Annotated in this window: 15 protein-coding genes and 1 pseudogene; 12 read left to right on the top strand and 4 right to left on the bottom strand. The window is 71.5% G+C overall.

The features are described 5' to 3' along the window. The first annotated feature begins 62 nt into the window (after positions 1-62). The 7 genes and pseudogenes from FF041_RS32325 to FF041_RS32295 all read left to right on the top strand — a co-directional run bounded on the left by FF041_RS32325 (position 63) and on the right by FF041_RS32295 (position 12,240). A complete protein-coding gene (locus FF041_RS32325; RefSeq protein ID WP_323393329.1) occupies positions 63-1,049 on the top strand; it encodes a DUF1702 family protein in 987 nt (328 codons plus the stop codon). Beyond that, positions 1,046-2,978: pseudogene (locus FF041_RS32320) on the top strand (CRTAC1 family protein). The gene FF041_RS32325 and the pseudogene FF041_RS32320 overlap by 4 nt, the downstream one beginning before the upstream one ends. Then, a complete protein-coding gene (locus FF041_RS32315; protein WP_323393327.1) occupies positions 2,975-4,048 on the top strand; it encodes an enediyne biosynthesis protein in 1,074 nt (357 codons plus the stop codon). Before FF041_RS32320 ends, FF041_RS32315 begins: the two are co-directional and overlap by 4 nt. After that, the gene (locus FF041_RS32310) at positions 4,045-9,891 is read left to right on the top strand and encodes a type I polyketide synthase (protein ID WP_153526009.1); all 5,847 of its coding nucleotides are present in this window, start codon (positions 4,045-4,047) and stop codon (positions 9,889-9,891) included. Before FF041_RS32315 ends, FF041_RS32310 begins: the two co-directional genes overlap by 4 nt. Then, positions 9,888-10,349 carry an acyl-CoA thioesterase gene (locus FF041_RS32305; RefSeq protein WP_153480898.1) on the top strand — a complete coding sequence of 154 codons (462 nt, stop codon included), beginning with the start codon at positions 9,888-9,890 and terminating at the stop codon, positions 10,347-10,349. Before FF041_RS32310 ends, FF041_RS32305 begins: the two co-directional genes overlap by 4 nt. After that, a complete protein-coding gene (gene sgcE6, locus FF041_RS32300; RefSeq protein ID WP_153526008.1) occupies positions 10,346-10,894 on the top strand; it encodes an NADH-dependent FAD reductase SgcE6 in 549 nt (182 codons plus the stop codon). Before FF041_RS32305 ends, sgcE6 begins: the two co-directional genes overlap by 4 nt. Continuing rightward, on the top strand, positions 10,891-12,240 hold the full coding sequence (locus FF041_RS32295; protein ID WP_153526007.1) for a cytochrome P450: 1,350 nt from the start codon (positions 10,891-10,893) through the stop codon (positions 12,238-12,240). The genes sgcE6 and FF041_RS32295 overlap by 4 nt, the downstream gene beginning before the upstream one ends. Positions 12,241-12,340: 100 nt before the next feature. Here FF041_RS32295 and FF041_RS32290 read toward each other — a convergent pair whose 3' ends face one another. After that, a complete protein-coding gene (locus tag FF041_RS32290) occupies positions 12,341-13,114 on the bottom strand; it encodes an AraC family transcriptional regulator (RefSeq protein ID WP_323371096.1) in 774 nt (257 codons plus the stop codon). A gap of 25 nt (positions 13,115-13,139) precedes the next feature. Then, positions 13,140-14,195 carry a transcriptional regulator gene (locus tag FF041_RS32285; protein WP_228388786.1) on the bottom strand — a complete coding sequence of 352 codons (1,056 nt, stop codon included), beginning with the start codon at positions 14,193-14,195 and terminating at the stop codon, positions 13,140-13,142. A 428-nt stretch (positions 14,196-14,623) separates the two neighbouring features. Between FF041_RS32285 and FF041_RS32280 the strand changes: the two genes are divergently transcribed. The 5 genes from FF041_RS32280 to FF041_RS32260 all read left to right on the top strand — a co-directional run bounded on the left by FF041_RS32280 (position 14,624) and on the right by FF041_RS32260 (position 19,453). After that, positions 14,624-15,154, top strand: coding sequence for a DUF5987 family protein (locus tag FF041_RS32280; RefSeq protein ID WP_153480252.1), 531 nt, complete (start codon positions 14,624-14,626; stop codon positions 15,152-15,154). Next, positions 15,151-16,809: an FAD-dependent oxidoreductase gene (locus FF041_RS32275; RefSeq protein WP_153480247.1), complete on the top strand. Its 1,659-nt coding sequence runs from the start codon at positions 15,151-15,153 to the stop codon at positions 16,807-16,809. Before FF041_RS32280 ends, FF041_RS32275 begins: the two co-directional genes overlap by 4 nt. Positions 16,810-16,953: 144 nt before the next feature. Continuing rightward, positions 16,954-17,421 (top strand): acyl-CoA thioesterase, encoded by a 468-nt coding sequence (locus FF041_RS32270; RefSeq protein ID WP_153480248.1) that lies wholly within the window; start codon positions 16,954-16,956, stop codon positions 17,419-17,421. A 105-nt stretch (positions 17,422-17,526) separates the two neighbouring features. Next, the gene (locus FF041_RS32265; protein ID WP_153526005.1) at positions 17,527-18,327 is read left to right on the top strand and encodes a TIGR03084 family metal-binding protein; all 801 of its coding nucleotides are present in this window, start codon (positions 17,527-17,529) and stop codon (positions 18,325-18,327) included. Between the two features lie 70 nt (positions 18,328-18,397). Further along, positions 18,398-19,453, top strand: coding sequence for a prephenate dehydrogenase (locus FF041_RS32260; protein ID WP_153526004.1), 1,056 nt, complete (start codon positions 18,398-18,400; stop codon positions 19,451-19,453). Between the two features lie 122 nt (positions 19,454-19,575). On the opposite strand, the gene FF041_RS32255 is transcribed toward FF041_RS32260, so the two are convergent. Both FF041_RS32255 and FF041_RS32250 read right to left on the bottom strand, forming a co-directional pair. Continuing rightward, the gene (locus FF041_RS32255; RefSeq protein ID WP_323393324.1) at positions 19,576-20,490 is read right to left on the bottom strand and encodes a trypsin-like serine peptidase; all 915 of its coding nucleotides are present in this window, start codon (positions 20,488-20,490) and stop codon (positions 19,576-19,578) included. A gap of 303 nt (positions 20,491-20,793) precedes the next feature. After that, positions 20,794-21,852: a carboxymuconolactone decarboxylase family protein gene (locus FF041_RS32250; RefSeq protein ID WP_323393323.1), complete on the bottom strand. Its 1,059-nt coding sequence runs from the start codon at positions 21,850-21,852 to the stop codon at positions 20,794-20,796. Positions 21,853-21,864 lie beyond the last annotated feature (12 nt).

Here is a 21,864-nt window from a genome sequence, read left to right as displayed (position 1 = left end):
TGGAAGATTCCATTAGATCTGCGGGAAATGCTGGGGGAGAGAATCGAGAGGCGGTCGTTTACGTGTCCAACTTGCGTGCGCTGAGGCGCAGAGTCCTCACACCCAACGTCCGGGAAACGCAGCTGGAAACGCGCGGATTCCATGTCAAGAACGCGGAAGCGAAACACCAGCTGGAGACCGTCGGAGTGTCCTTTCTCCAGGGCTACGCCTATGCGGTGGAGGCGCGCTCCGCCGATCAGGCCGTCGAGTGGCTGGAGACCGTGCCCCGGTCCTTCCGGGGGTTCGCCTACGAGGGCGCGGGCATGGGCGCCGTCATGCTCGACGCGCTCACGGGCAGCGGCAAGCGGCTCGCGGGACTGCTGACGGGCGAGGGCGCCCGCCACAACTACATGATCTATGTGGGCGTCGGCTGGGCGATGGCCCGGCTGCCGCGCTTCCTGTGGCCCGATGTGACCGCGATCGACCCGGTGCTGCGCTGGCTGATCCTCGACGGATACGGGTTCCACCAGGCGTACTTCAAGACCGGCGCCTATGTCCGCGACCCGGCGGCCCCGCACCCCTTCAGCTGGCGGGGCGGCTCGGACCGCTACAGCGCACGCGCCATCGACCAGGGCATAGGCCGTGCCCTCTGGTTCGTCGGAGGCACCGACCCCGATGTGGTCGCCGGTCTCATCGCCTCCTTCCCCGAGCACCGCCACGGCGACCTCTACGCCGGTTCGGGGCTCGCCTGCACCTACGCGGGCAGCGTCGACGAGGAGGAGCTGCGCCGCTTCGCCGAGCACGCGGGCCCGCACTTCCCGAATCTGGCGCAGGGCTCCGCCTTCGCCGTCGAGGCCCGCGAGCGGGCCGGCACCACGATCGAGCACACCCATCTCGCGGCCCGGGTGCTCTGCGCCGACCGCACCCCCGAGGAAGCCGCCCGGGTGTGCATCGACACCAAGCCCGCCGGCTGTGACGGGGGCGAGATCCCCGCCTTCGAGACCTGGCGGCAGCACATCGCCGAAGCGATTACTTCACGTCCGTACGCACAGAAAGGCGCCGTCGCATGACACACCCGCTTTCCTGGCTGCGAAAGCAGGCCCCCGGAGTCATTGCGCTCACTCTCATGGTGAGCACCTTCTACGCCGTGAAATTGCCAACCGTCAGTGCTGCCGACGACGCGAAGCTGGCGAAGAATTTCGCCTTTCAGCCGATGGCGATAGCGATGCCCGGCGGCTTTAAGCAGCAGACGGTACGCAAGGTCAATAAGGCGTATAAGCATATCGAGGGCTGGATATCCTCGGTCGGCGCCGGTGTCGCCATGAACGACATCGACGGCGACGCCCTGCCCAACGATCTCTGCGTCACCGACCCGCAGATCGATCAGGCCGTGGTGACCCCCGCGCCGGTGCCCGGCCGCAAGAGCGCCACCTACGCGCCCTTCGCGCTCGACCCGGCCCCGCTGCCCAAGAGCGACTACACGGCCCCGATCGGCTGTGTCCCCGGCGACTACAACGAGGACGGCGCCACCGACCTCCTGGTCTACTACTGGGGCCGCACCCCGGTTCATCTTCCAGGCCAAGAAGGACGCCTCCACCGGAGCCGTCACCACCCCGATGAGCGCCGACCGCTTCACCCCGGTCGAGCTCGTCCCGGGCGTCGGCACCAGCGTCTACACCGGGCCGCTCTGGAACTCCAACGCCGCCGCCGTCGCCGACTTCGACGGAGACGGCCACAACGACATCTTCATCGGCAACTACTTCCCCGACAGCCCCGTCCTCGATCACACCAAGGACGGCGGGGTCACCATGAACGACTCGCTGTCGCACGCCCAGAACGGCGGCGGCGGCCACTTCTTCCGCTGGACCCCGCAGGGCTTCAAGGAGGTCAAGGGCGTACTGCCCGACAACATCGACCGGGGCTGGACGCTCGCCGCCTCCGCCACCGACCTCGACGGCGACCTCCGTCCCGAGCTCTACCTCGCCCATGACTTCGGCACCTCCTCGCTGCTCTACAACAAGTCCCGCCCCGGGACCTTCGAGTTCCGCGAGGTCAAGGCCAAGCACTCGGCGCTCGTCCCGAAGTCCAAGGAGATGGGCCGCAGCTCCTTCAAGGGCATGGGCGTCGACTTCGGCGACCTCGACAACGACGGCCTGTACGACGCCTTCGTCTCCAACATCACCACGTCGTTCGGGATCCAGGAGTCCAACTTCGCCTTCATCGGCACCGCCGACGACCGGGCCGATCTCCGCGCCAAGCTCCGTAAGGGCGAAGCCCCGTACAAGGACAAGAGCGCACCCCTCAACCTCGCCTGGTCCGGCTGGGGCTGGGATGTGAAGATGGGCGACTTCGACAACAACGGCGACCAGGAGATCACCCAGACCACCGGCTTCCTCAAGGGCAAGAAGAACCGCTGGGCCCAGCTCCAGGAGCTGGCCACCGCCAATGACGCCCTGATCAAGAACCCCTACTTCTGGCCCAACGTCGAAGAGGGCGACGACCTCGCCGGCGATCAGCATCTGCGCTTCTTCGTCAAGAACGAGCACGGCTCCTACAGCAACCTGGCCAAGCAGCTCGGACTCGCCGTCCCCGTCCCCACCCGGGGCATCGCCACCGCCGACGCGGACGGCGACGGACGCCTCGACATGGCCGTCGCCCGCCAGTGGGAGGACGCCGTCTTCTACTGCAACATGAGCGAGAACGCCGGCGGGTTCCTCGGCCTCAGGCTCACCGACGAGGCCGGCTCCGCCGTGATCGGCGCACAGGCCACCGTGACCCTGTCCGACGGCACCACCCGGCTCGGCCGGGTCGACGGCGGCAGCGGCCACTCCGGCAAGCGCTCCAGCGATGTGCACATCGGTCTCGGCGACCAGGCCGACGGGCCCGTGCAGGTCGAGCTGACCTGGCGCAACCGCTCCGGAGAGGTGCACAGCAAGGAACTCCAGTTGAGCCCCGGCTGGCACTCACTCCAGCTCGGCACCGACGCCAAGGAGAAGTGACCGTGTCAGCCAACCAGCCAACCGCCGCAGCCCCACGGCACAACGCCAAGGTCATCACCGCACTGCGCCGATTCGCCATCTCGATCTCGGTCCTCAACATCGCCGGGTACACCTTCCTCGGCTTCGAGCAGCCCTGGATCTGGCCCGTCTTCGCCGTCCTCACCGCCTATACGGTGGAGATCTCCCTGGAGTTCGTCAGCGCCAAGGTCGACGGCCGCGCACCGCGCTACGCGGGCGGCGGCTTCAAGGGGATGGTGGAGTTCCTCTTCCCCGCGCATATCACCGGCCTCGCCGTGAACATGCTCACCTACGTCAATGACCGCGTCTGGGTCATGCTCTTCGGCGTCATCGTCGCCGTCGGCGCCAAGTGGGTGCTCCGGGCCCCCGTCAAGGGCCGGATGCGGCACTACATGAACCCGTCGAACTTCGGCATCGCGATCATCCTGCTGCTCTTCCCCTGGGCCAGCATCGCCCCGCCGTACCACTTCACCGAGTATCTCTACGGTCCCGCCGACTGGGTGCTGCCCGCGATCATCATCACCCTCGGCACCCTGCTGAACGCCAAGCTGACCAACCGGATGTGGCTGATCATGGCCTGGCTGGTCGGCTTCGTCCTCCAGGCCGTCATCCGGGGGATCTTCCTCGGCACCTCCATCCCCGCGGCCCTCGGCATGATGACCGGGGTGGCCTTCGTCCTCTTCACCAACTACATGGTCACCGACCCCGGCACCTCGCCCTCCAAGCGCTCCTCCCAGATCGCCTTCGGCGGCGGCGTCGCCGCGCTGTACGGAGTGCTCACCGGATTCGGCATCGCCTACGGCATCTTCTTCGCCACCGCCCTGGTCTGCCTGATCCGCGGCGGCTACCTGTGGGGCCTGCACTTCCTGGACAAGCAGCGCGAGGCCGCGGCCAAGGCCGCCGCCGCCCCGCCCGCGCCCGTCGCCGTCGTCCCCGCCCCGGTACCCGTCGCCGCCGCCGCGGGCGACCCGTGCCAGGAGGGCACCTGCTTCCACGGCGCGTGCGCCTCCAAGCGCGCGGCCGAGACGAAGAAAGTGGGGGTGCCCGGATGAGCAGAATCGCCATCGTCGGCGTCGCCTGCCGCTACCCTGACGCCGCCACGCCCCGCGAACTGTGGGAGAACGCCCTCGCCGGACGCCGCGCCTTCCGCCGGCTGCCCGACGAGCGGATGCGCCTCGACGACTACTACGACCCCGACCCCACGACCCCCGACACGTTCTACGCCTCCACCGCCGCCGTCCTGGAGGGGTACTCCTTCGACCGGATCGCCCACCGCATCGCGGGCAGCACCTACCGGTCGACCGACCTCACCCACTGGCTCGCCCTGGACACCGCGGGCCGCGCCCTGGCCGACGCGGGCTTCCCGGCCGGTGCCGAACTGCCCAAGGAGCGCACCGGAGTCGTCGTCGGCAACACGCTGACCGGCGAGTTCTCCCGCGCCAATGTGATGCGGCTGCGCTGGCCGTACGTCCGCCGGGTGCTCGCCGCCGCGCTCAAGAACCAGGACTGGGACGACGACCGGCTCGGCGAATTCCTCGAAGGGGTGGAGAGCGCCTACAAGAAGCCGTTCCCCGCCATCGACGAGGACACCCTCGCCGGCGGTCTCTCCAACACCATCGCCGGCCGGATCTGCAACCACTTCGACCTCAACGGCGGCGGCTACACCGTCGACGGCGCCTGCTCCTCCTCGCTGCTGTCGGTCACCACCGCCGCGACCTCGCTGCTCGGCGGAGACCTCGACGTCGCCGTCGCCGGCGGAGTCGACCTCTCCATCGACCCCTTCGAGATCATCGGCTTCGCCAAGACCGGCGCGCTCGCCCGGAAGGAGATGCGGCTCTACGACCGCGGCTCCAACGGCTTCTGGCCCGGCGAGGGCTGCGGCATGGTCGTGCTGATGCGCGAAGAGGACGCCATCGCCTCCGGCCGCCGGATCTACGCCAGCATCGCGGGCTGGGGCATCTCCTCCGACGGCCAGGGCGGCATCACCCGCCCCGAGGTCAGCGGCTACCAGCTGGCGCTCTCCCGCGCCTACGCACGGGCCGGCTTCGGCATCGACACCGTACCGCTGTTCGAAGGCCATGGCACCGGAACCGAGGTCGGCGACGCCACCGAGCTCAAGGCGATCATGGGCGCCCGCGCCCAGGCCGACCCCGCCGCGCCGAGCGCCGCCATCAGCTCCATCAAGGGCATGATCGGCCACACCAAGGCCGCCGCCGGAGTCGCCGGGCTGATCAAGGCGACGATGGCCCTGGACGCGGCGATGCTGCCGCCCGCCATCGGCTGCGTCGACCCGCATGAGCTGCTCACCGACGAGCAGGCCAATCTGCGGGTGCTGCGCAAGGGCGAGGTCTGGCCCAAGGGCGCACCGCTGCGCGCGGGCATCACCGCCATGGGATTCGGCGGGATCAACACCCATGTCGTCCTCGACAAGGCGGTCACCGGCCGGCGGCCCGCCGTCAGCCGGCGCTCGGCCACCCTGGCGCACTCGCTCCAGGACGCCGAACTGCTGCTGCTGGACGGCGAATCGCCCCAGGCGCTCAAGGACCGGCTCACCGAGGTCGCCGACTTCGCCGGCCGTGTCTCCTACGCCCAGCTCGCCGACCTCGCCGCCACCCTCCAGCGCGAACTGCGCGAGCTGCCCCACCGGGCCGCCGTCGTGGTGACCTCCCCCGCGGACGCCGGAGCACGGCTGAGCCAGCTGGCCGACGCCCTGGAAGCGGGCGAGACCACCCTGTTCGCCTCCGACGGCCGCGCCTTCCTCGGCACCGCCCGGGAGAGCGCCCGGATCGGCTTCCTCTTCCCCGGCCAGGGCTCCGGCAAGTCCATGGACGGCGGCGCGCTCGCCCGCCGCTTCACCGAGGCGGCCGAGGTCTACACCCGGGCGAAGCTGCCCACCACCGGCGACACCGTCGCCACCGATGTGGCCCAGCCGCGCATCGTCACCGGCTCGGCCGCCGCACTGCGGGTCCTCGACACCCTCGGCATCGAGGCGGACCTCGCGGTCGGCCACAGCCTCGGCGAACTCACCGCCCTGCACTGGGCGGGCGCCATCGACGCCGACACCCTGCTGGAAGCCGCCCGGGTCCGCGGACGGGCCATGGCCGAGCACAGCGCCTCGGGCACCATGGCCTCCCTCACCACCGCCCCCGAGCGCGCCGAAGCGCTCATCGACCAACTGCCCGTCGTGGTCTCCGGCTACAACGGCCCCGGACAGACCGTCGTCGCCGGACCCGTCGACGCCATCGCCGCCGTCGCCCAGCGCGCTGCCGCGGCGGAGGTCGGCTGCACCCGGCTCGCGGTCTCCCACGCCTTCCACTCACCGCTCGTCGCACCGGCCGCCGACTCCTTCGGGGACTGGCTCGCCGACCGCGACTTCGCCGCGGTGGACCGGCGTATCCTCTCCACCGTCACCGGCGGCGAACTGACGGCCGACACCGATCTCGCCGGGCTGCTGCGCCGGCAGATCACCGAACCCGTGCTCTTCACCCAGGCCGTCCAGGCCGCCGCCGCCGACGTCGACCTCTTCGTCGAAGTCGGCCCCGGCCGGGTCCTCGGCGCACTGGCCGCCGCGAGCGCCGAGACGCCCGCGGTCTCCCTCAACACCGACGACGACTCCCTGCGCTCCCTGCTCCAGGTCGTCGGAGCCGCCTATGTGACCGGCGTGCCGCTGATGCACGAACGGCTCTTCAACGACCGGCTGACCCGGCCGCTGGAGATCGGCGCCGAATTCTCCTTCCTGGCCAGCCCCTGCGAGCAGGCCCCCGAGATCGACCTGCCCGCCGCCCGTACGCCCAGGCCGGAGACCTCCGGCGACCAGGCGGCGGCGGAGCCGGGCGGCGCGAGCGGGGAGTCCGCGCTCGATGTGCTGCGCGCCCTGGTCGCCGAACGCGCGGAACTCCCCGCCGAACTGGTCGACGAGAACAGCAGCCTCCTCGACGATCTGCACATGAGCTCCATCACGGTCGGCCAGATCGTCAACCAGGCCGCCGTACGCCTCGGTCTCACCGCGGCCCATGTACCGACCAACTTCGCCACCGCCACGGTCGCCGAACTGGCCGAGGCCCTCACCACCCTGGCCGACACCTCCCAGGCCGGCGACTTGGGCGGAGCCGCCCTGGTCGCGGGAGCCGCCACCTGGGCCCGCCCCTTCGCCGTCGACCTCGACGAGGTCCCGGCGCCCCCCGCCCAGAGCGACGGGCGCAGCGGCGCCTGGGAACTCTTCACCGCACCGGACCACCCCTTCGCCGACGAGGTCAAACGCGCGCTGGAGAACGCGTCCGTCGGCTCCGGAGTGCTGGTCTGCCTGCCGCCCGGCTGCCCGCCGGAGCAGATCGCCCACGCCCTCGACGGCGCGAAAGCCGCACTCGCGGGCGACCGCGAACGGCGCTTCGTCCTGGTCCAGCACGGCCGGGGAGCCGCCGGGCTCGCCAAGACCCTGCATCTGGAAGCGCCCCATCTGCGCACCACCGTCGTCCACACCCCCGCGGTCGACGGCGCGGCGGCCCGGGTGGCCGCCGAGACCGCCGCCACCAGCCGCTTCAGCGAGGTGCACCTCGACGCCGACGGCACCCGCCGGGTCCCCGTGCTCCGCGCCCTGCCCGTACGGCCCGAGCGCACCGACCAGCTCCTGGACGCCTCCGACGTCCTGCTCGTCACCGGCGGCGGCAAGGGCATCACCGCCGAATGCGCCCTGGCCGTGGCCCGGGACAGCGGCGTCAAACTGGCCGTCATCGGCCGCTCCGACCCCGCCGACGACCCGGACCTCGCCGCGAACCTGCGGCGGATGGAGAGCAGCGGGGTGACCGTGCGCTACGCCAGCGCCGACGTCACCGACCCCGCGCGGGTCGCCGCCGCCGTCGCCTCGCTCACCGGCGAACTCGGCCCCGTCACCGCGGTGCTGCACGGCGCGGGCCGCAATGAGCCCGCGGCCCTCACCGGCCTCGGCATGGACGCCGTCCACAGCACCTTCGCCCCCAAGGTCGGCGGACTGCGGACCGTCCTGGACGCCGTCGGCCCGGAGCGGCTCAAGCTCCTGGTCACCTTCGGCAGCATCATCGGCCGGGCCGGACTGCGCGGCGAGGCCCACTACGCCACCGCCAACGAATGGCTCGCCGACCTCACCGAGGAGGTCGCCCGCGACCACCCCGGCTGCCGTGCCCTGTGCATGGAATGGTCGGTCTGGTCCGGCGTCGGCATGGGCGAGAAGCTCTCCGTCATCGAGTCGCTCTCCCGCGAGGGCATCGTCCCCGTCTCGCCCGACCAGGGCGTGGAGATACTGCTCCGGCTGATCTCCGACCCGGACGCGCCGGTGGTGACGGTCATCAGCGGCCGTACGGAAGGCATCGAGACCGTACGCCGCGACCTGCCGCCGCTGCCGCTGATGCGGTTCACCCAGAATCCGCTGGTGCGCTACCACGGCGTCGAACTCGTCACCGAGGTGGAGCTCAACGCCGGCACCGACCTCTATCTCGCCGATCACCTCCTGGACGGCAATCTGCTGCTGCCCGCCGTGCTCGGCATGGAGGCCATGGCCCAGGTCGCCTCCGCGGTCACCGGCCGCACCGACGTACCGGTCATCGAGGGCGCGCGCTTCCTGCGGCCCATCGTGGTACCCCCGGCCGGCACCACCCGGATCAGGATCGCGGCCACCGTCACCGGCGCCGACACCGTCGACGTGGCCATCCACGCGGAAGAGACCGGATTCGCCGCCGAGCACTTCCGGGCCCGGCTGATCTACTCCGGCGAGGCCATCCCCCAGGGGCCGCCCGCGCAGGTGGACCCGGGAGTCCCGGCCGCCGTGCTGGACCCCGCGGCCGATCTCTACGGCGGCGTCCTCTTCCAGGGCGAACGCTTCCAGCGGCTGCGCCGCTTCCACCGGGCCGCCGCCCGCCATGTCGACGCCGACGTCGCCGTCGGCGCACAGCTGGGCTGGTTCGCCGGATTCCTGCCCGGCACCCTGCTGCTGGCCGACCCGGGCATGCGGGACGCGCTGATGCACGGCAACCAGGTGTGCGTCCCCGACGCGACCCTGCTGCCGTCCGGCATCGAACGGCTCCACCCCCTGGCCGCCGCCGCCGAGGCGCCCGGCGAGCTGCGCTACTGCGCCACCGAGCGCTACCGGGACGGTGACACCTATGTGTACGACATCGCCGTACGCACCGCGGACGGCACCGTCGTCGAACGGTGGGAGGGGCTCACCCTGCACGCCGTACGGAAGACGGACGGCGCCGGACCCTGGGTGCCGACCCTGCTCGGCTCCTATCTGGAACGGACCCTGGAGGACGTGCTCGGCACCCATCTCGACGTCGCGGTGGAGCCCGACGCCACAGCCCAGGGAGGCGAGGGGGAGCCGTCGGCCGGACGCCGGGCGGCCACCGCGCGGGCCGTCCAGCGGGCGCTGGGGCAGGCCGTCGAAGTCCGCTACCGGCCTGACGGCCGGCCCGAGCTCGACAGCGGCCGGCGGATCTCGGCCGCCCACGGCCTCGGAGTGACCCTCGGCGTCACCGCCGCGCAGACCGTCGCCTGCGACATCGAGGCGGTCAACATCCGTACGGCCGCCGAATGGGAGGGACTGCTCGGCGAGCACGCCGAGCTCGCCGCCCTGGTGGCCAAGGAGACCGGGGAGGCCCCCGACACGGCGGCGACCCGGGTGTGGAGCGCCGTCGAATGCCTGCGCAAGGCCGGGATACTGGCCGGCGCGCCGCTCACCCTCGAACCGCAGCAGCGGGAGAACTGGGTGGTGCTCACCGCGGGCCCGCTGCGCATCGCCACCTTCGTCACGGCGCTGCGCAACGCGCTGGAGCCGGCGGTCTTCGCCTTCCTCACCGATACGTCCGATCCCGTCAGCAGCACGGACACCACGGACGGCGCGGCGGCGGGAGGGGCGCGGCCATGACGGGCCGGGCGGACCACTTCGCGTACCGGCACACGGTCGCCTTCGCGGAGACCGGGCTGTGCGGCACCGCGGACTATGTGAACTACCTCCACTGGCAGAGCACCTGCCGGCAGCGTTTCCTGAGCGAGGCGATCCCCTTCGCCGAGGAGACGCCCGACGGCACCCGGCTGTTCACCCTCCAGGTGGACTGCGAGCTGCTGGAGGCGGTAAGGGCACTGGACCAGCTGTCCATCCGGATGCGAGTGGCCCGCCTGGGCCACACCGAGTTCGACCTCGACTTCGAGTACGTCAGAGAGACACGGGACGGCGATACGCCGGTGGCCCGGGGCCGTCAGCGCGTCGCGGTCATGAGCGGCCCCGCCGACGCCCCCGTCCCCGCACTGATCCCCGACGCGCTGGCACAAGCGCTGGCGCCCTACGCGGCCGGGCCCCGGCCGACGGCCGGGAGGCAGATATGAGTCCGGTGACCGCTCCGCCCGCGGAGCTCGTTGACCTCGATGACACCAAACAACTGCGCGGCGCGTTCGGGGCGTTCCCCACCGGGGTCACCGTGGTGACCGTCGGCGGGGAGCTCCCCCGGGGCATGACGGCGAATTCGTTCACCTCCGTCTCCCTGACGCCGCCGCTGGTGCTGGTCTGCGTCAACAAAGACGCCGTCATGCACCACCGGCTGAACGCCTTGGACGACTTCTCCGTATCGGTGCTCGGCGCCGGACAGGAGACCGTGGCACGGCACTTCGCCAACCGCTCCCGGCCGGTCGGCGCCGGACAGTTCGACGCCGTCGACTGGCTGCCGGGGCGGGTCGCCGACGCACCGCTGATCAACGGCGCGGCCGTGCATCTGGAGTGCGCGAAGTGGGGGGTGTACGACGGCGGAGACCATACGATCTTCCTCGGCAAGGTCCTCACCGCGGTGCACTGGCCCCACCGGGAGGCCCTGCTCTTCTCCGGCGGGCGCTTCCGCCACTGCGCCCCGGACCACGGCGAGGGCAGGGCGGCATGAGGATTCATCCACCGGGGCCGCCGGTCAGGGCGCTGCCGGGGCTGCTGCGCAAGCTCGTGGTGGACCGCCTCGGCCTGATGAAGGACGCGGCGGCCCTGGGGGACGCCGTCCGGGTCTCCATGGGGCCCAAGAAGCTCTATGTCTTCAACCGGCCCGACTACGCCAAATACATCCTCGCCGACAACAGCGCCAACTACCACAAGGGCATCGGGCTCGTGGAGGCCCGCCGGGTCCTCGGCGACGGCCTGCTCACCAGCGACGGCGAGGTGTGGCGCAACCAGCGCCGGGCGGTGCAGCCCGCGTTCAAGCCGGGCCGCATCAATCAGCAGGCCGGCGCCGTCGCCGAGGAGTCCGTCAAACTGGTCGCCCTGCTGCGCGCCCATGAAGGGGGCGGGCCCGTCGACATCCTTCAGGAGGTCACCGGTCTCACCCTCGGAGTGCTCGGCCGCACCCTGCTCGACCTCGGCCTGGACGCGTACGACTCCATCGCGCACTCCTTCGAGGAGGTCCAGGACCAGGCCATGCTGGAGATGGTCACCCAGGGCATGGTCCCCGGCTGGCTGCCGCTGCCCGCGCAGGGGCGCTTCCGCAGGGCCCGCCGGGAGCTGTACCGGGTGGCCGACGCCCTGGTGGCCGACCGCAGCGCGCGGATGACCGGCGGCGAGCCGGCCGATGACGCGCTGTCCCGGATCATCAAGGCGGCCGGGGAGCAGGAGCGCGACCCGGAACGGGTCCGCCGAAGGCTCCGCGAGGAGCTGGTGACCCTGCTGCTCGCCGGGCACGAGACCACGGCGAGCACCCTCGGCTGGACCCTGCATCTGCTGGCGGGCCACCCCGAGGCCCGGGAGCGGGTCCGTGCGGAGGCCCGCGAGGTGCTGGACGGCCGGGTCCCGGAACTGGGCGATCTGCACCGGCTGACATACACGACGAAGGTCGTCCAGGAGGCGATGCGGCTCTATCCGCCGGTGTGGGTGCTGCCGCGGGTCGCGCAGCAGGACGACACGGTCGGCGGCTACCACGTATCGGCCGGGGCGGATGTGCTGGTCTGCCCCTATGTCATGCACCGCAACCCGGCGCTGTGGGACGATCCCGAGCGGTTCGATCCCGAGCGGTTCGACCCGGAGCGGGTCGCCAGCAGGCCCCGGTACGCCTACATTCCGTTCGGCGCCGGTCCGCGCTTCTGCGTGGGCAGCAACCTCGGGATGATGGAGGCCGTGTTCGTCACGGCGCTCGTCACCCGCGATCTCGAACTGAGGCCGGTCCGCGGGGGAGAGGCGGTGGCGGAGGCCATGCTCTCGCTGCGGATGCGCGGGGGGCTGCCCATGACGGTGCACCCGGTGAGCTGAGGACCGGGCCGCACAGCGCCCAGGACGTAAAGAAGAGAGGGGCCGGACGCGGATTCCGCGTCCGGCCCCTCTCTATTACGTACTCCTGTATGCCGCCGGGTCAGCGGGCCGCCCGCGCCGGCGCCGTGGCGGCGGCGGGGAAGCGGGCCAGCAGAACCGGCGGGTCCAGCTCGCCCTGCGGTCGCAGCACGATCTCGACCGGCCGCAGCAGCGCGCCGGGGTGCACGGCGACCGGCCCGTGCTGGCCGACGGAGAGGAGGCCCGCCCCGTCCGAGTCGAAGGGCTGGTGCTCATGGCCGTAGGGCACGGAGTGGACCAGGACGTACCAGGTGCCCGAGGGCACATCGCGGAGCTCGAAGAGCCCGGGGCCCTCCAGGGTGGTCCAGCGCACCGGCTGGCCCTGGCGGACCCGGCCGGGGAAGAGCCCCACGAAGACATGGCCCGGCCGCTCGCCGGGCGCGAGGGAGACCCGGCCGCGCAGCGACAGACTGTGCGCGACGGCGGCCCGCACCACGCTGCCCGCGGGCGCCCCCGGCTGCACCCCGCCGAAATCGCGGTAGGCGCTGGGCGAGAGGCCGACACAGGTCTTGAAGCGGGAGCTGAAGGTTCCGACGCTGCTGTAGCCGACCTGGCTGCTGATGTCGGCGACGCTGAGGTCGGTGTGGACCAGCAGCCGCTTCGCCTCCTGGATGCGCAGGGCGGAGAGGAACCGTCCGGGAGAGGTTCCGGTGACATCCCGGAAGATCCGGGTGAAATGGAACTTGCTGAACATCGCGGTGCGTGCCATGTCGTCGATCGTCAGGTCCTGGCCGAGATTGACGTGCATATAGCCGATGACCCGGCGGACTGCGTGCTCGATGGTGTTGGTGGTCACCGTTTCTCCCTGTCGAGTCCGGGCGTCAGTGCCACGTCGACTGCGTCGTCTGTGCTTCCCGGGGGTCCGTCGTATCGGTATGCCGCCTTCTGACCAGCTCCTCGGCGAATCGCCGCCATACGTCGGAGCAGTGCTGGGCGAGATGGGCCATGGAGTCGACGCTGTGCGGCGGAATGGCGTCCGCGCGTCTGCGCCAGGCCTCGTCGACGATGAACCGGGTGTGCAGCCAGCGCATGAATTCGCGCCCGGTGTCGGAATGGCGCAGCGAAGGATCGTTGGCGAGCTTGCGCAGGGTGTCCAGCGGAGCGCGGGAGCGCGGGGAGAGCGGAGCCGCCCCGCCGGGGGCACTCCCGCCGGGGCCCGCCCCGGGCCCCCGCGCGGCGGCCGGTGCGCCGCCGGCCGGTGCGCGGTCCGTCCGTGCGCCCGGTGCGGCCGGTGCGCCCGGTGAGCCGTCGCCGGGGCTGCCCGCCCCGGCCCGGCCGCCGGAGCCCGCCGGTCCCGGGGCGGACCCCGCCGGGGGCGTCCCGCCCTGCCTGCTGGTGGGCACCGGGTCCTCGCCGCGCAGCAGCCGGCGGCGTACGTCGTGGGCCGTGCCCAGCGACAGACCGGTCCGCTCGACGACGGTGCGCAGCGGCAGGGCGGGGTCCTCGGACAGCAGTGCGGCGGCGTGCATGCGTTCGGCGGTGCGGTCCAGCGGGTGGGCCCGGCCGTCGGCGCCCGTACGTACGTTCAGCAGCGGAGAACCCGCACTTGAACAGACGCGCACACCCGCCACGGTTTTGGCGTCGAGTCCCACATGGGTGGCGACGGCCCGGTCCGAGAGGCTCGGGTGCGTGGCCAGGATGCGCGCGGCGGCGGTCTTGCGGTCGGCGACCGACAGCGGCAGCCCGTTCGAGATGTTCGCCGTGACGGACCGCAGGAAGACCTGGTCCTCGGCGCCCTCGAAGAAGGTGACCTCGACGGTGTCGAGGTCCTTCAGCATGGCCGCCCTGATCCGGTGCATGCCGTCGACGACCCGCATCGTGGGCCGGTGCACCAGCACCGGCGGCAGGGACGGGTAGACGGCCGCGAGCCTCCGCACATGAGACCTGTCGATGCCGTTGAGACGCGGCGAATCGGCGGGAATGAGTTCATCGATTCGAACTAAGTGCGGTGAACTCGGTGAATGCTCTTCAGCGTCAGCACTTTTCACATTTCCCCCAAGCGTGAGACCAGGGCCCACTTCCGCATGCCGTGCTCTTTGCAGAAGGAATGTCACGTGCGGGTGATGAATACATCCAGGTTGAAGCCTAGTGACCAGGGCGCCGCTGAACGGCATTCCTACGCCCTGTTGCGCCAACTCTGAGGAGTCGGGTTCAAGGTCACGACTACTTTGGCTAGTTGCTTGAACTGAGCTGCTGGTTCTAGCTTTCTGTCACGCCGCAAGGCACCCCACTCCGCACCATCCGAAAGGAGAGCGAGTTGCGAAGCGAAAATGAGCGAGTGGCGCCGGATGGCGAACTCCGGACGATGACACTGGAGGCATACGCCGACACCATCATTCCGGGGGAGAAGCGCTCGGCCGACGACCGCGCCATAGCCGGTGTCGCCACCGGCGGAGGAGCGGTACAGGCCGGTGCCCTGGAACTTCTCCAGTGGGACGCGACCGGTATCCACAACGGTCTGGACGATCTGGCGCGGCTGCTCAATGAGCACACCGAGGTCTACGCCGGCGAGCGGGGCCTCACCCTCGATCCGCAGGTGCCGCCCTTCGTGGCGCTGGAGTACCCGGACCGCGTCGCCCTGATCCAGCGGCTGACGACTCCGGGCCACCCGGAGAAGGAGTTCTGGGTGATGCTCGCCCTCTTCTGCAACATGTCCTTCGACTCGGCCGCGCATCTGCACACCGCCGAGGCGCTGGCCGCGGGCCACCCCGGACTCACCGTCATGGGCATCCCGAAGCCCGGCCCCGACGGTCTCTGGCGCTTCGAGGACTTCGGCTACGGCCGCGTGTTCGCCCGTCTGCACCCCGACACCACGTCCACCGGGAGCCCCGCATGAGCAGCACCGTCGAGCGTACGGAAGTCCTTGTGATCGGCAGCGGCTTCGGCGGCGCGATCGCCGCCTATCATCTGGCCGCGGGCGGCGCCGAGGTCACCGTTCTGGAACGCGGGCCATGGTTGGAGAGCACCGACTTCGAGCACGACTACAAGCTCGGCGCCTCCTACACCCGGGCCTTCGACTTCACGGTCGGCGACGGGATGAGCATCCTCGGCGGCAACTGCGTCGGCGGCGGCAGTGTCGTCTACTTCGCGGCCATGCCGAGGGCCCCGCGCTTCGTCTTCGAACGGCACGGCTCCATCGGCCGCCGGATGTGGCCGGGAGCGGTCAGCCGCGACACCCTCGACCCCTGGTACGACCGTGTCGAGGAGTCGCTCTCGATCAAGAAGCAGGACTGGAACGACGTCAGCTATGCCGGCGGTCTGTGGGCCGCCGCGTGCAACCACTCCGGCCGCACCGCCAACCCGCTGGCCGTCGCCATCGACAACTCCAAGTGCGTCAACTGCAACTGGATGATGGCCGGGTGCCGCTTCGAGGCGAAGCAGTCGCTGCTGGTGAACTATCTGCCGGCCGCCCTCGCCCACGGCGCCGAGATCCGGCCGCTCCACGAGGTGCAGCACATATCGCGGACGAGCGACGGCGACTACCGGGTGCACTACAACCTCGTCCACGAGGAGGACTACCGCCTCCAGGCGGGCAGCGGCGTCATCGAGGCGAAGATCGTGGTGATCGCCGCGGGCGCGGGGGCCACGCCGGTCATCCTCCAGCGCAGCGAGGCGCATCTGGGCCGGATGCCCCGGGCCGTCGGACGTTACTTCTCCGGCAACGGCGAACGGCTCAACACAGCGATCATCGATGAGGAGAAGGCGGCCTCGCTCTTCGGTCTGGACCGGGGAGACGGGGTGGCGTACGCGGCCAATCACATCGGCAAGGGCCCCACCGTCGCCAGCTGGGACAAGCTGGACGGCTCACTGCCGGAGTACTCGCGCTACTCCCTGGAGCAGCTGTACTTCCCGCCGGGGCTCGGCACGATCCTCGCCCAGGCGCCCGACGCCGCCGGGCCCGCCTGGTTCGGCCCGGACAAGAAGGAGATCCTCCGCAACTGGACCTCCTGGCTGACGATCTTCTCGATGATCGAGGACGACAACGAAGGCGTCTTCGGACCGCCGCCCGCCACCGGCAACTCGCACCGCATCTCCCAGCAGATGCTCGGCCGGGGCAATCTCCGGTACGAGCCGACGAAGAACACCCTGGGAGCGTGGGCCGCCTCCGACGCCGAGGTCAAGGAGATCCTGGAGAAGGACGGCCTGGCCAAGGTGATGCCGTGGACCAACGACCTGGTCGGCGCGTACACGGTGCACCCGCTCGCCTCCTGCCGGATGGGCGACGACCCCCACACCTCCGCGCTCGACGACCGCAATGAACTCCGCGACCATCCGGGGATCTTCGTCACCGACGGCTCCGCCGTCCCCGGTGCGCTGACCGTCAACCCGGCCATGACCATCGCCGCGCTCGCCGAGCGCGCCGTCCCGGGCATCGTGCAGGCCGCCCAGCGCAAGGGGATCTCCGTCACCTACGGTGCGCCGGCCCCCGACGGCTCCCGGAGCGGCCGTAAGAGGGTGCTGCCCCTGCTGCCCTCCCTGGCCCGCAGCTAGAGCGCGGGCCGGCACGCCGAGCGGAATCCGCGTCCGTACAGCGAGAGATCGCTTCGGACGGACGCGTCGGGTGAGTGAGTTGTTTCAAACAACCCGATGGACCGCCGGTGCCACGACACACGGATCACGAGGAAGGCACAGACGATGACCGCGACGAGCACCGATTACTTCGAGTACAGCCACACCGTCGGCTTCGAGGAGACCAACCTCGTCGGCAATGTCTATTACGTGAACTATCTGCGCTGGCAGGGCCGCTGCCGGGAGCTGTTCCTGAAGGAGAAGGCCCCGACCGTCCTCGCCGAGGTGCAGGACGATCTCAAACTCTTCACCCTCAAGGTCGACTGCGAGTTCTTCGCCGAGATCACCGCCTTCGACGAGCTGTCTATCCGGATGCGCCTGTCCGAGCTGGGCCAGACCCAGCTGGAGTTCACCTTCGACTACGTCAAGGTGACCGGGGGCGCCGAGATCCTGGTGGCCCGCGGCAGGCAGCGGATCGCCTGCATGCGGGGTCCCAACACCGCGACCGTGCCGTCCCTGATCCCCGGGGCGCTGGCCGAGGCGCTGGCGCCGTACTCGGGCCGGGTCCGCTCGCTCACGGGCCGGGCCGCCTGACCGGATCCACCGCGGGCCGGCGCTCCGCCGACCAGTGAGTTGCTTCATGAAACCAGCATCGACATCCGTCCGCCCACGCCTTGCCACAGCCGAAGGAGAAAGACCATGAACAGCCTCAACGACATCCTCAAGCACCTCGCCGCCGACATCGAGGAGGTCGCCGCGCTGGTGGAGAACCTCGACGACGCCGCCTGGCGGACCGAGACCCCCGCCCCCGGCTGGAGCGTCGCCGACCAGATCGCCCATCTCACCTTCGTCTTCAACCTCGCGAGGACGGCCGCCGCCGACCCGCAGGCGTTCCAGGCCATCACCACCGCCGCCGCGGGCAACTTCGACGGCGCGGTGAACGCCGCTCTGCAGCAGTTCAACAGCTTCCCGCCGAAGGAACTGCTCGCCCGGTTCCGGGCGCTGGGCACGGCGTCCGTCGACGCCCTCGCCGCGGTGCCCGAGGGCCAGGTCGTGCCCTGGCTCGTCAACCCGCTGCCGCCGGCGGTCCTCGCCTGCGCCGGGATCATGGAGCTCTTCGGCCATGGGCAGGACATCGCCGACGCCCTCGGCACCCGCAGGCAGCCCACCGAGCGGCTGCGCAACATCGTCGACTTCGCCTGGCTGACCCGCGACTTCGGCTACCAGTCGCACGGTCTGACCCCGCCCGCCGAGCCCTTCCGCTTCGAGCTGACGGCCCCCTCCGGCGAGATCTGGACGGTCGGCCCGGAGGGAGCCGAGACGATCACCGGCCCGGCGCACGACTTCTGCCTGCTGGTGACCCGGCGCAGGCACCGCGACGACCTCGCCCTCACCGCGACCGGCGAGCGGGCCGAGGAGTGGCTGAACATCGCTCAGGCCTACCGGGGCCCGGCCGGTGAGGGCCGTACGCCGGGCCAGTTCGCGGACGCGGCACGGTGACCCGCCGCCAGATCGCCTCGCTCAGCCGTCCCCGCCGCCCCACCGCGCGAAGCCCACCAAGGAGAAGATCATGACTAGCACCGGCCTGGAGCGCGTCATCGTGATCGGCTGCGGACTCATCGGCACATCGATCGCGCTGGCCCTGACCCGGGCCGGGGTCGAGGTCGCACTCGACGATCTCGACCCCCACACCCTGGGCCAGGCACGGAGCATGGGGGCCGGCACGGCGCTCACCGAGCACACACCGCTCGCCGACCTCGTCGTCATCGCCACCCCGCCCTCCGCGGTGGTGGACACCCTGTACGAGGCCCAGGCCAGGGGCCTGGGCCGGGCCTACACCGATGTGGCCAGCGCCAAGGAGCACATCTGGACGGAAGCCGAGCTGCGCGGGAGCGACCTCCAGGGCTATGTCCCGGGTCACCCGATGGCGGGCCGGGAGCTCTCCGGCCCCGCCGCCGCACAGCCGGATCTGTTCGCCGGGCGGCCCTGGATCCTCTGCCCGTACCCCGGCGTCGAGAAGGAGGCCCTGGCCGCCGTCGACGCGCTGGTGTCGCTCTGCGGGGCCCGCCGGACCGATATGGCTCCCGCCCGGCACGACCGGGCGGTGGCCGCGCTCTCGCACCTGCCCCAGCTGGTGTCCTCCGCGCTCGCCGCCCAGCTCACCGATCTCGACCCCGAGGTCCTCGCGCTGGCCGGCACCGGGGTACGGGACACCACCCGGATCGCGGGCAGCGACCGCCGGATGTGGGGCGACATCCTCGCCCAGAACGCGTCCGCCGTGGCCGACGCGGTGAGCCGCCTCGCCGATGAACTCGCCTCGGCGGCGGCGGAGCTGAGGACGAACGGCCCGTCCGGCGGCTCGGCCCTGGTGGACGCCCTCCTCGGCCGCGGCAACCTCGGCCGCTCGGCCCTCCTGGACGCCGCCCCGAAAACCCCCGTCCCCACCCCGCTCACCCCGAAGTCCCCCATCCCCGCTCCGCTCACGTCGCTCACCCCGAAAGCCCCCGTCCCCGCGCCCGCCCGGGGCCCGTACGGCACTCTGCGGCTCGCCCCGGGCCGGCCCACGGGTCCGCTCCCGACCTTCCGCCCGTTCCAGTTCCAGCCCACGGCGGGCGACCCGGAGTGAGACCTCGCACCACCGCCCTCCCCGCCCGTGACAGGACCGTACGGGCGGGGAGGGCGGTGGTGTCCGTCGACGAGGGCGAGGGCAAGGGCGCCGCGTCAGGCGCGCTGGGCGCGTGTGCTGCGTCAGGCGTGCTGGGCCCGGTCGTACACCTTCTTGGCCGTGGCCTTGAAGAGCTCTCCGTACATCTTGGTCGCTATCAGGGCGTCCCCGGCGCTGTTGACGGAGACGAGGGTGCCCTTGCCGGTGGTGGCGTCGAAGTCGGCGAGCCACGGGCCACCGCTGGAGCCCCCGCTCATGTCGCAGGGGATGAACTGCAAGCCGTGCTCCTTCTTCGCCGTGCCGACGCAGTGGAGGAGCTTCTCGCCGAGGTGGGGGCGGGTGGCGGGGTAGCCGAGAGCGGTGACCTTGCCGCCGACGGCGCGGTTGAAGGCGATGTCCTGGGCGCCCACGACGTCGGTGAGCTTGCGGCCCTTCTTGTCGGCGTCGACGACGAGGGCGGCCATGTCGTTGACGGACTCGGTCTCAAAGCTGCGCGGGGTCGCGGCGGAGCGGACCGCGAACGCGCCGTACGGCTGCTTGCCCTTGCTGTAGCCGGGGACGAACACCATGTCCATGTTGGTGTTGTAAGGGGAGGAGCCCCGGCGCACACAGTGGGCCGCGGTCATCACGACGGACTTGTTGGCGCTCTTCACGGCGGTGCCCGTGCACCAGGTGTCGGCCCCGTTGGCGTTGACGAAGAAGAGCCTTCCCACGGTCTTCAGCGGGGCGCCCTTGTACGGCTTGGTCTTCGGCCCGGTCGGACCGAGGTCCACGGACTTCCCGACGGCCTTGATACGGGCGGGCGTCCAGTAGGCGAGGGCGGCCCGGCGTTCCTTGGCGGTGTACTTCAGGACGGAGACCGGGTCGGCCGCGGCGGCGGCACGGGCAGGGGCCGGGTCGGCCGCGGTCGTCGCCGTCGCCGGTATCGGGGCGGCGAGGGCGAGGGCCGTACCGGCCACGACGAGTCCCATGGCCCGGCCACGAAGACGCCGGGTCACGGAAACGGAAGGGGATGTCCTGGGCATGGCAGATGTCTCCTGGCTGGTGCGGGAAGCGGACGGTGGCTGTCGGTACGCTCCGCAAGAGAGGGGAATCCGCCTGTTCGGTTGGCGCTGTCGATGATCTGTGACACAAGCAGCCGGCGATGCCCGGTTGAGCCCTTGCCTCCGGGGCGGCTCACGCGTTTTCGCGGAATCCGTCGTACGCCGCCCCGCCCCTGCCTCGCGCGCGGGGCCCGCGACGCCGCTGGCCCCCGGCCGTCCCCGCACCACGACGCGTGGCAGGGGACGGCCGGCGCGCGGTCAGCGGCCGGCGGCGGTGCGGGGCGCGGTCAGCCGGGCGCCGACACGGGTCGCGGTGGTCAGCGCCGCCCAGGAGGTCAGCTCGATCACCTCGCGGTCGGTCGGATGGCGTTCGCGGAGCGCGGCCACATCGGCGTCGATGACCTGGTACGGGGCGAACGCGGTCAGCAGCGCCAGCCGGGCCGCGGGCCGCTCGGGCGTCGGCAGCCCCGCGAGCGCCTCGATCAGCCAGGCACGGGTGGGGCCCATCCGGCCGCCGTCCCATCCGTCCAGACGTTCGCGCAGCCGTTCGCGCACCGGCCCGGACACCCAGTGCGCCGCCTCGTCCACGGCCGCGACGGCCCGGCCCAGCGCGTCGGCCACCGCCGGATTCCCCCGCGCCCAGGCGAGGCCCGCCGGGAGCGGGGCCCCGGCCAGCAGCGGGAGCGAGGCCCCCGGTTGCAACGGCTCCGGCACGACCGGCCGCATGGTCCGCGCGACCGTGCGCAGGATCGGGCCGCGCGCGAAGTCCGGCGCCCGGTCGGGCACGGGGGAGTCGGCGAGGAAGACGCCGACCATCCGGTTGAGATAGTGGAAGGCGACGGCCACTCCGAAGATCTCGGCGGCCCCGGCCGCCCCGGCGGCCAGCTCCGGCGGCACGGCCGGACTCCCGCCGCCCCGGACGATCCGGCCGCTCGCGGCGGCCCAGTCGGCGAGCGCCGCGTCCGGCCCGCCGGGCAGGGGACGTTCCGCCCCCAGGGTCTCCAGGGTGGCCTGATGGACGTCGACGCAGTACGAGCAGGAGTTGGCCGCCGAGACGGCGGTGGCCGTGAGCTCCTTGGCCGCCCGGCTCGCCACGCCGTCCACCAGCAGCGTCTCACGCAGCAGCAGCCAGCTCGCGGCGAGCGGCGCCGGCGCGGGCGAATGCAGGGCCAGCGGCGGGGCGAGCACCCCGAAGTCCCGCTCGACCTGGGCGTACACCTCGGCGACCGTCCCCTGGGCCGCGCCGGGCGGGACGGCCTTCACATACCGCACCTGCCTCAGCGCACCACGCAGTACGGCTCTGACAACCGGCCTCACGGTCATGCACCT

It is taken from the genome of Streptomyces jumonjinensis (assembly GCF_009600885.1).
GTDB classification, from domain to species: domain Bacteria; phylum Actinomycetota; class Actinomycetes; order Streptomycetales; family Streptomycetaceae; genus Streptomyces; species Streptomyces jumonjinensis.
This window is presented reverse-complemented; position numbering and strand designations above follow the sequence as displayed.

Coding starts and splice junctions, on each gene's coding strand:
- FF041_RS32310 (WP_153526009.1), top strand. CDS start 4,045: ATGAGCAGAATCGCCATCGTCGGCGTCGCCTGCCGCTACCCTGACGCC.
- FF041_RS32305 (WP_153480898.1), top strand. CDS start 9,888: ATGACGGGCCGGGCGGACCACTTCGCGTACCGGCACACGGTCGCCTTC.
- sgcE6 (WP_153526008.1), top strand. CDS start 10,346: ATGAGTCCGGTGACCGCTCCGCCCGCGGAGCTCGTTGACCTCGATGAC.
- FF041_RS32295 (WP_153526007.1), top strand. CDS start 10,891: ATGAGGATTCATCCACCGGGGCCGCCGGTCAGGGCGCTGCCGGGGCTG.
- FF041_RS32280 (WP_153480252.1), top strand. CDS start 14,624: ATGACACTGGAGGCATACGCCGACACCATCATTCCGGGGGAGAAGCGC.
- FF041_RS32275 (WP_153480247.1), top strand. CDS start 15,151: ATGAGCAGCACCGTCGAGCGTACGGAAGTCCTTGTGATCGGCAGCGGC.
- FF041_RS32270 (WP_153480248.1), top strand. CDS start 16,954: ATGACCGCGACGAGCACCGATTACTTCGAGTACAGCCACACCGTCGGC.
- FF041_RS32265 (WP_153526005.1), top strand. CDS start 17,527: ATGAACAGCCTCAACGACATCCTCAAGCACCTCGCCGCCGACATCGAG.
- FF041_RS32260 (WP_153526004.1), top strand. CDS start 18,398: ATGACTAGCACCGGCCTGGAGCGCGTCATCGTGATCGGCTGCGGACTC.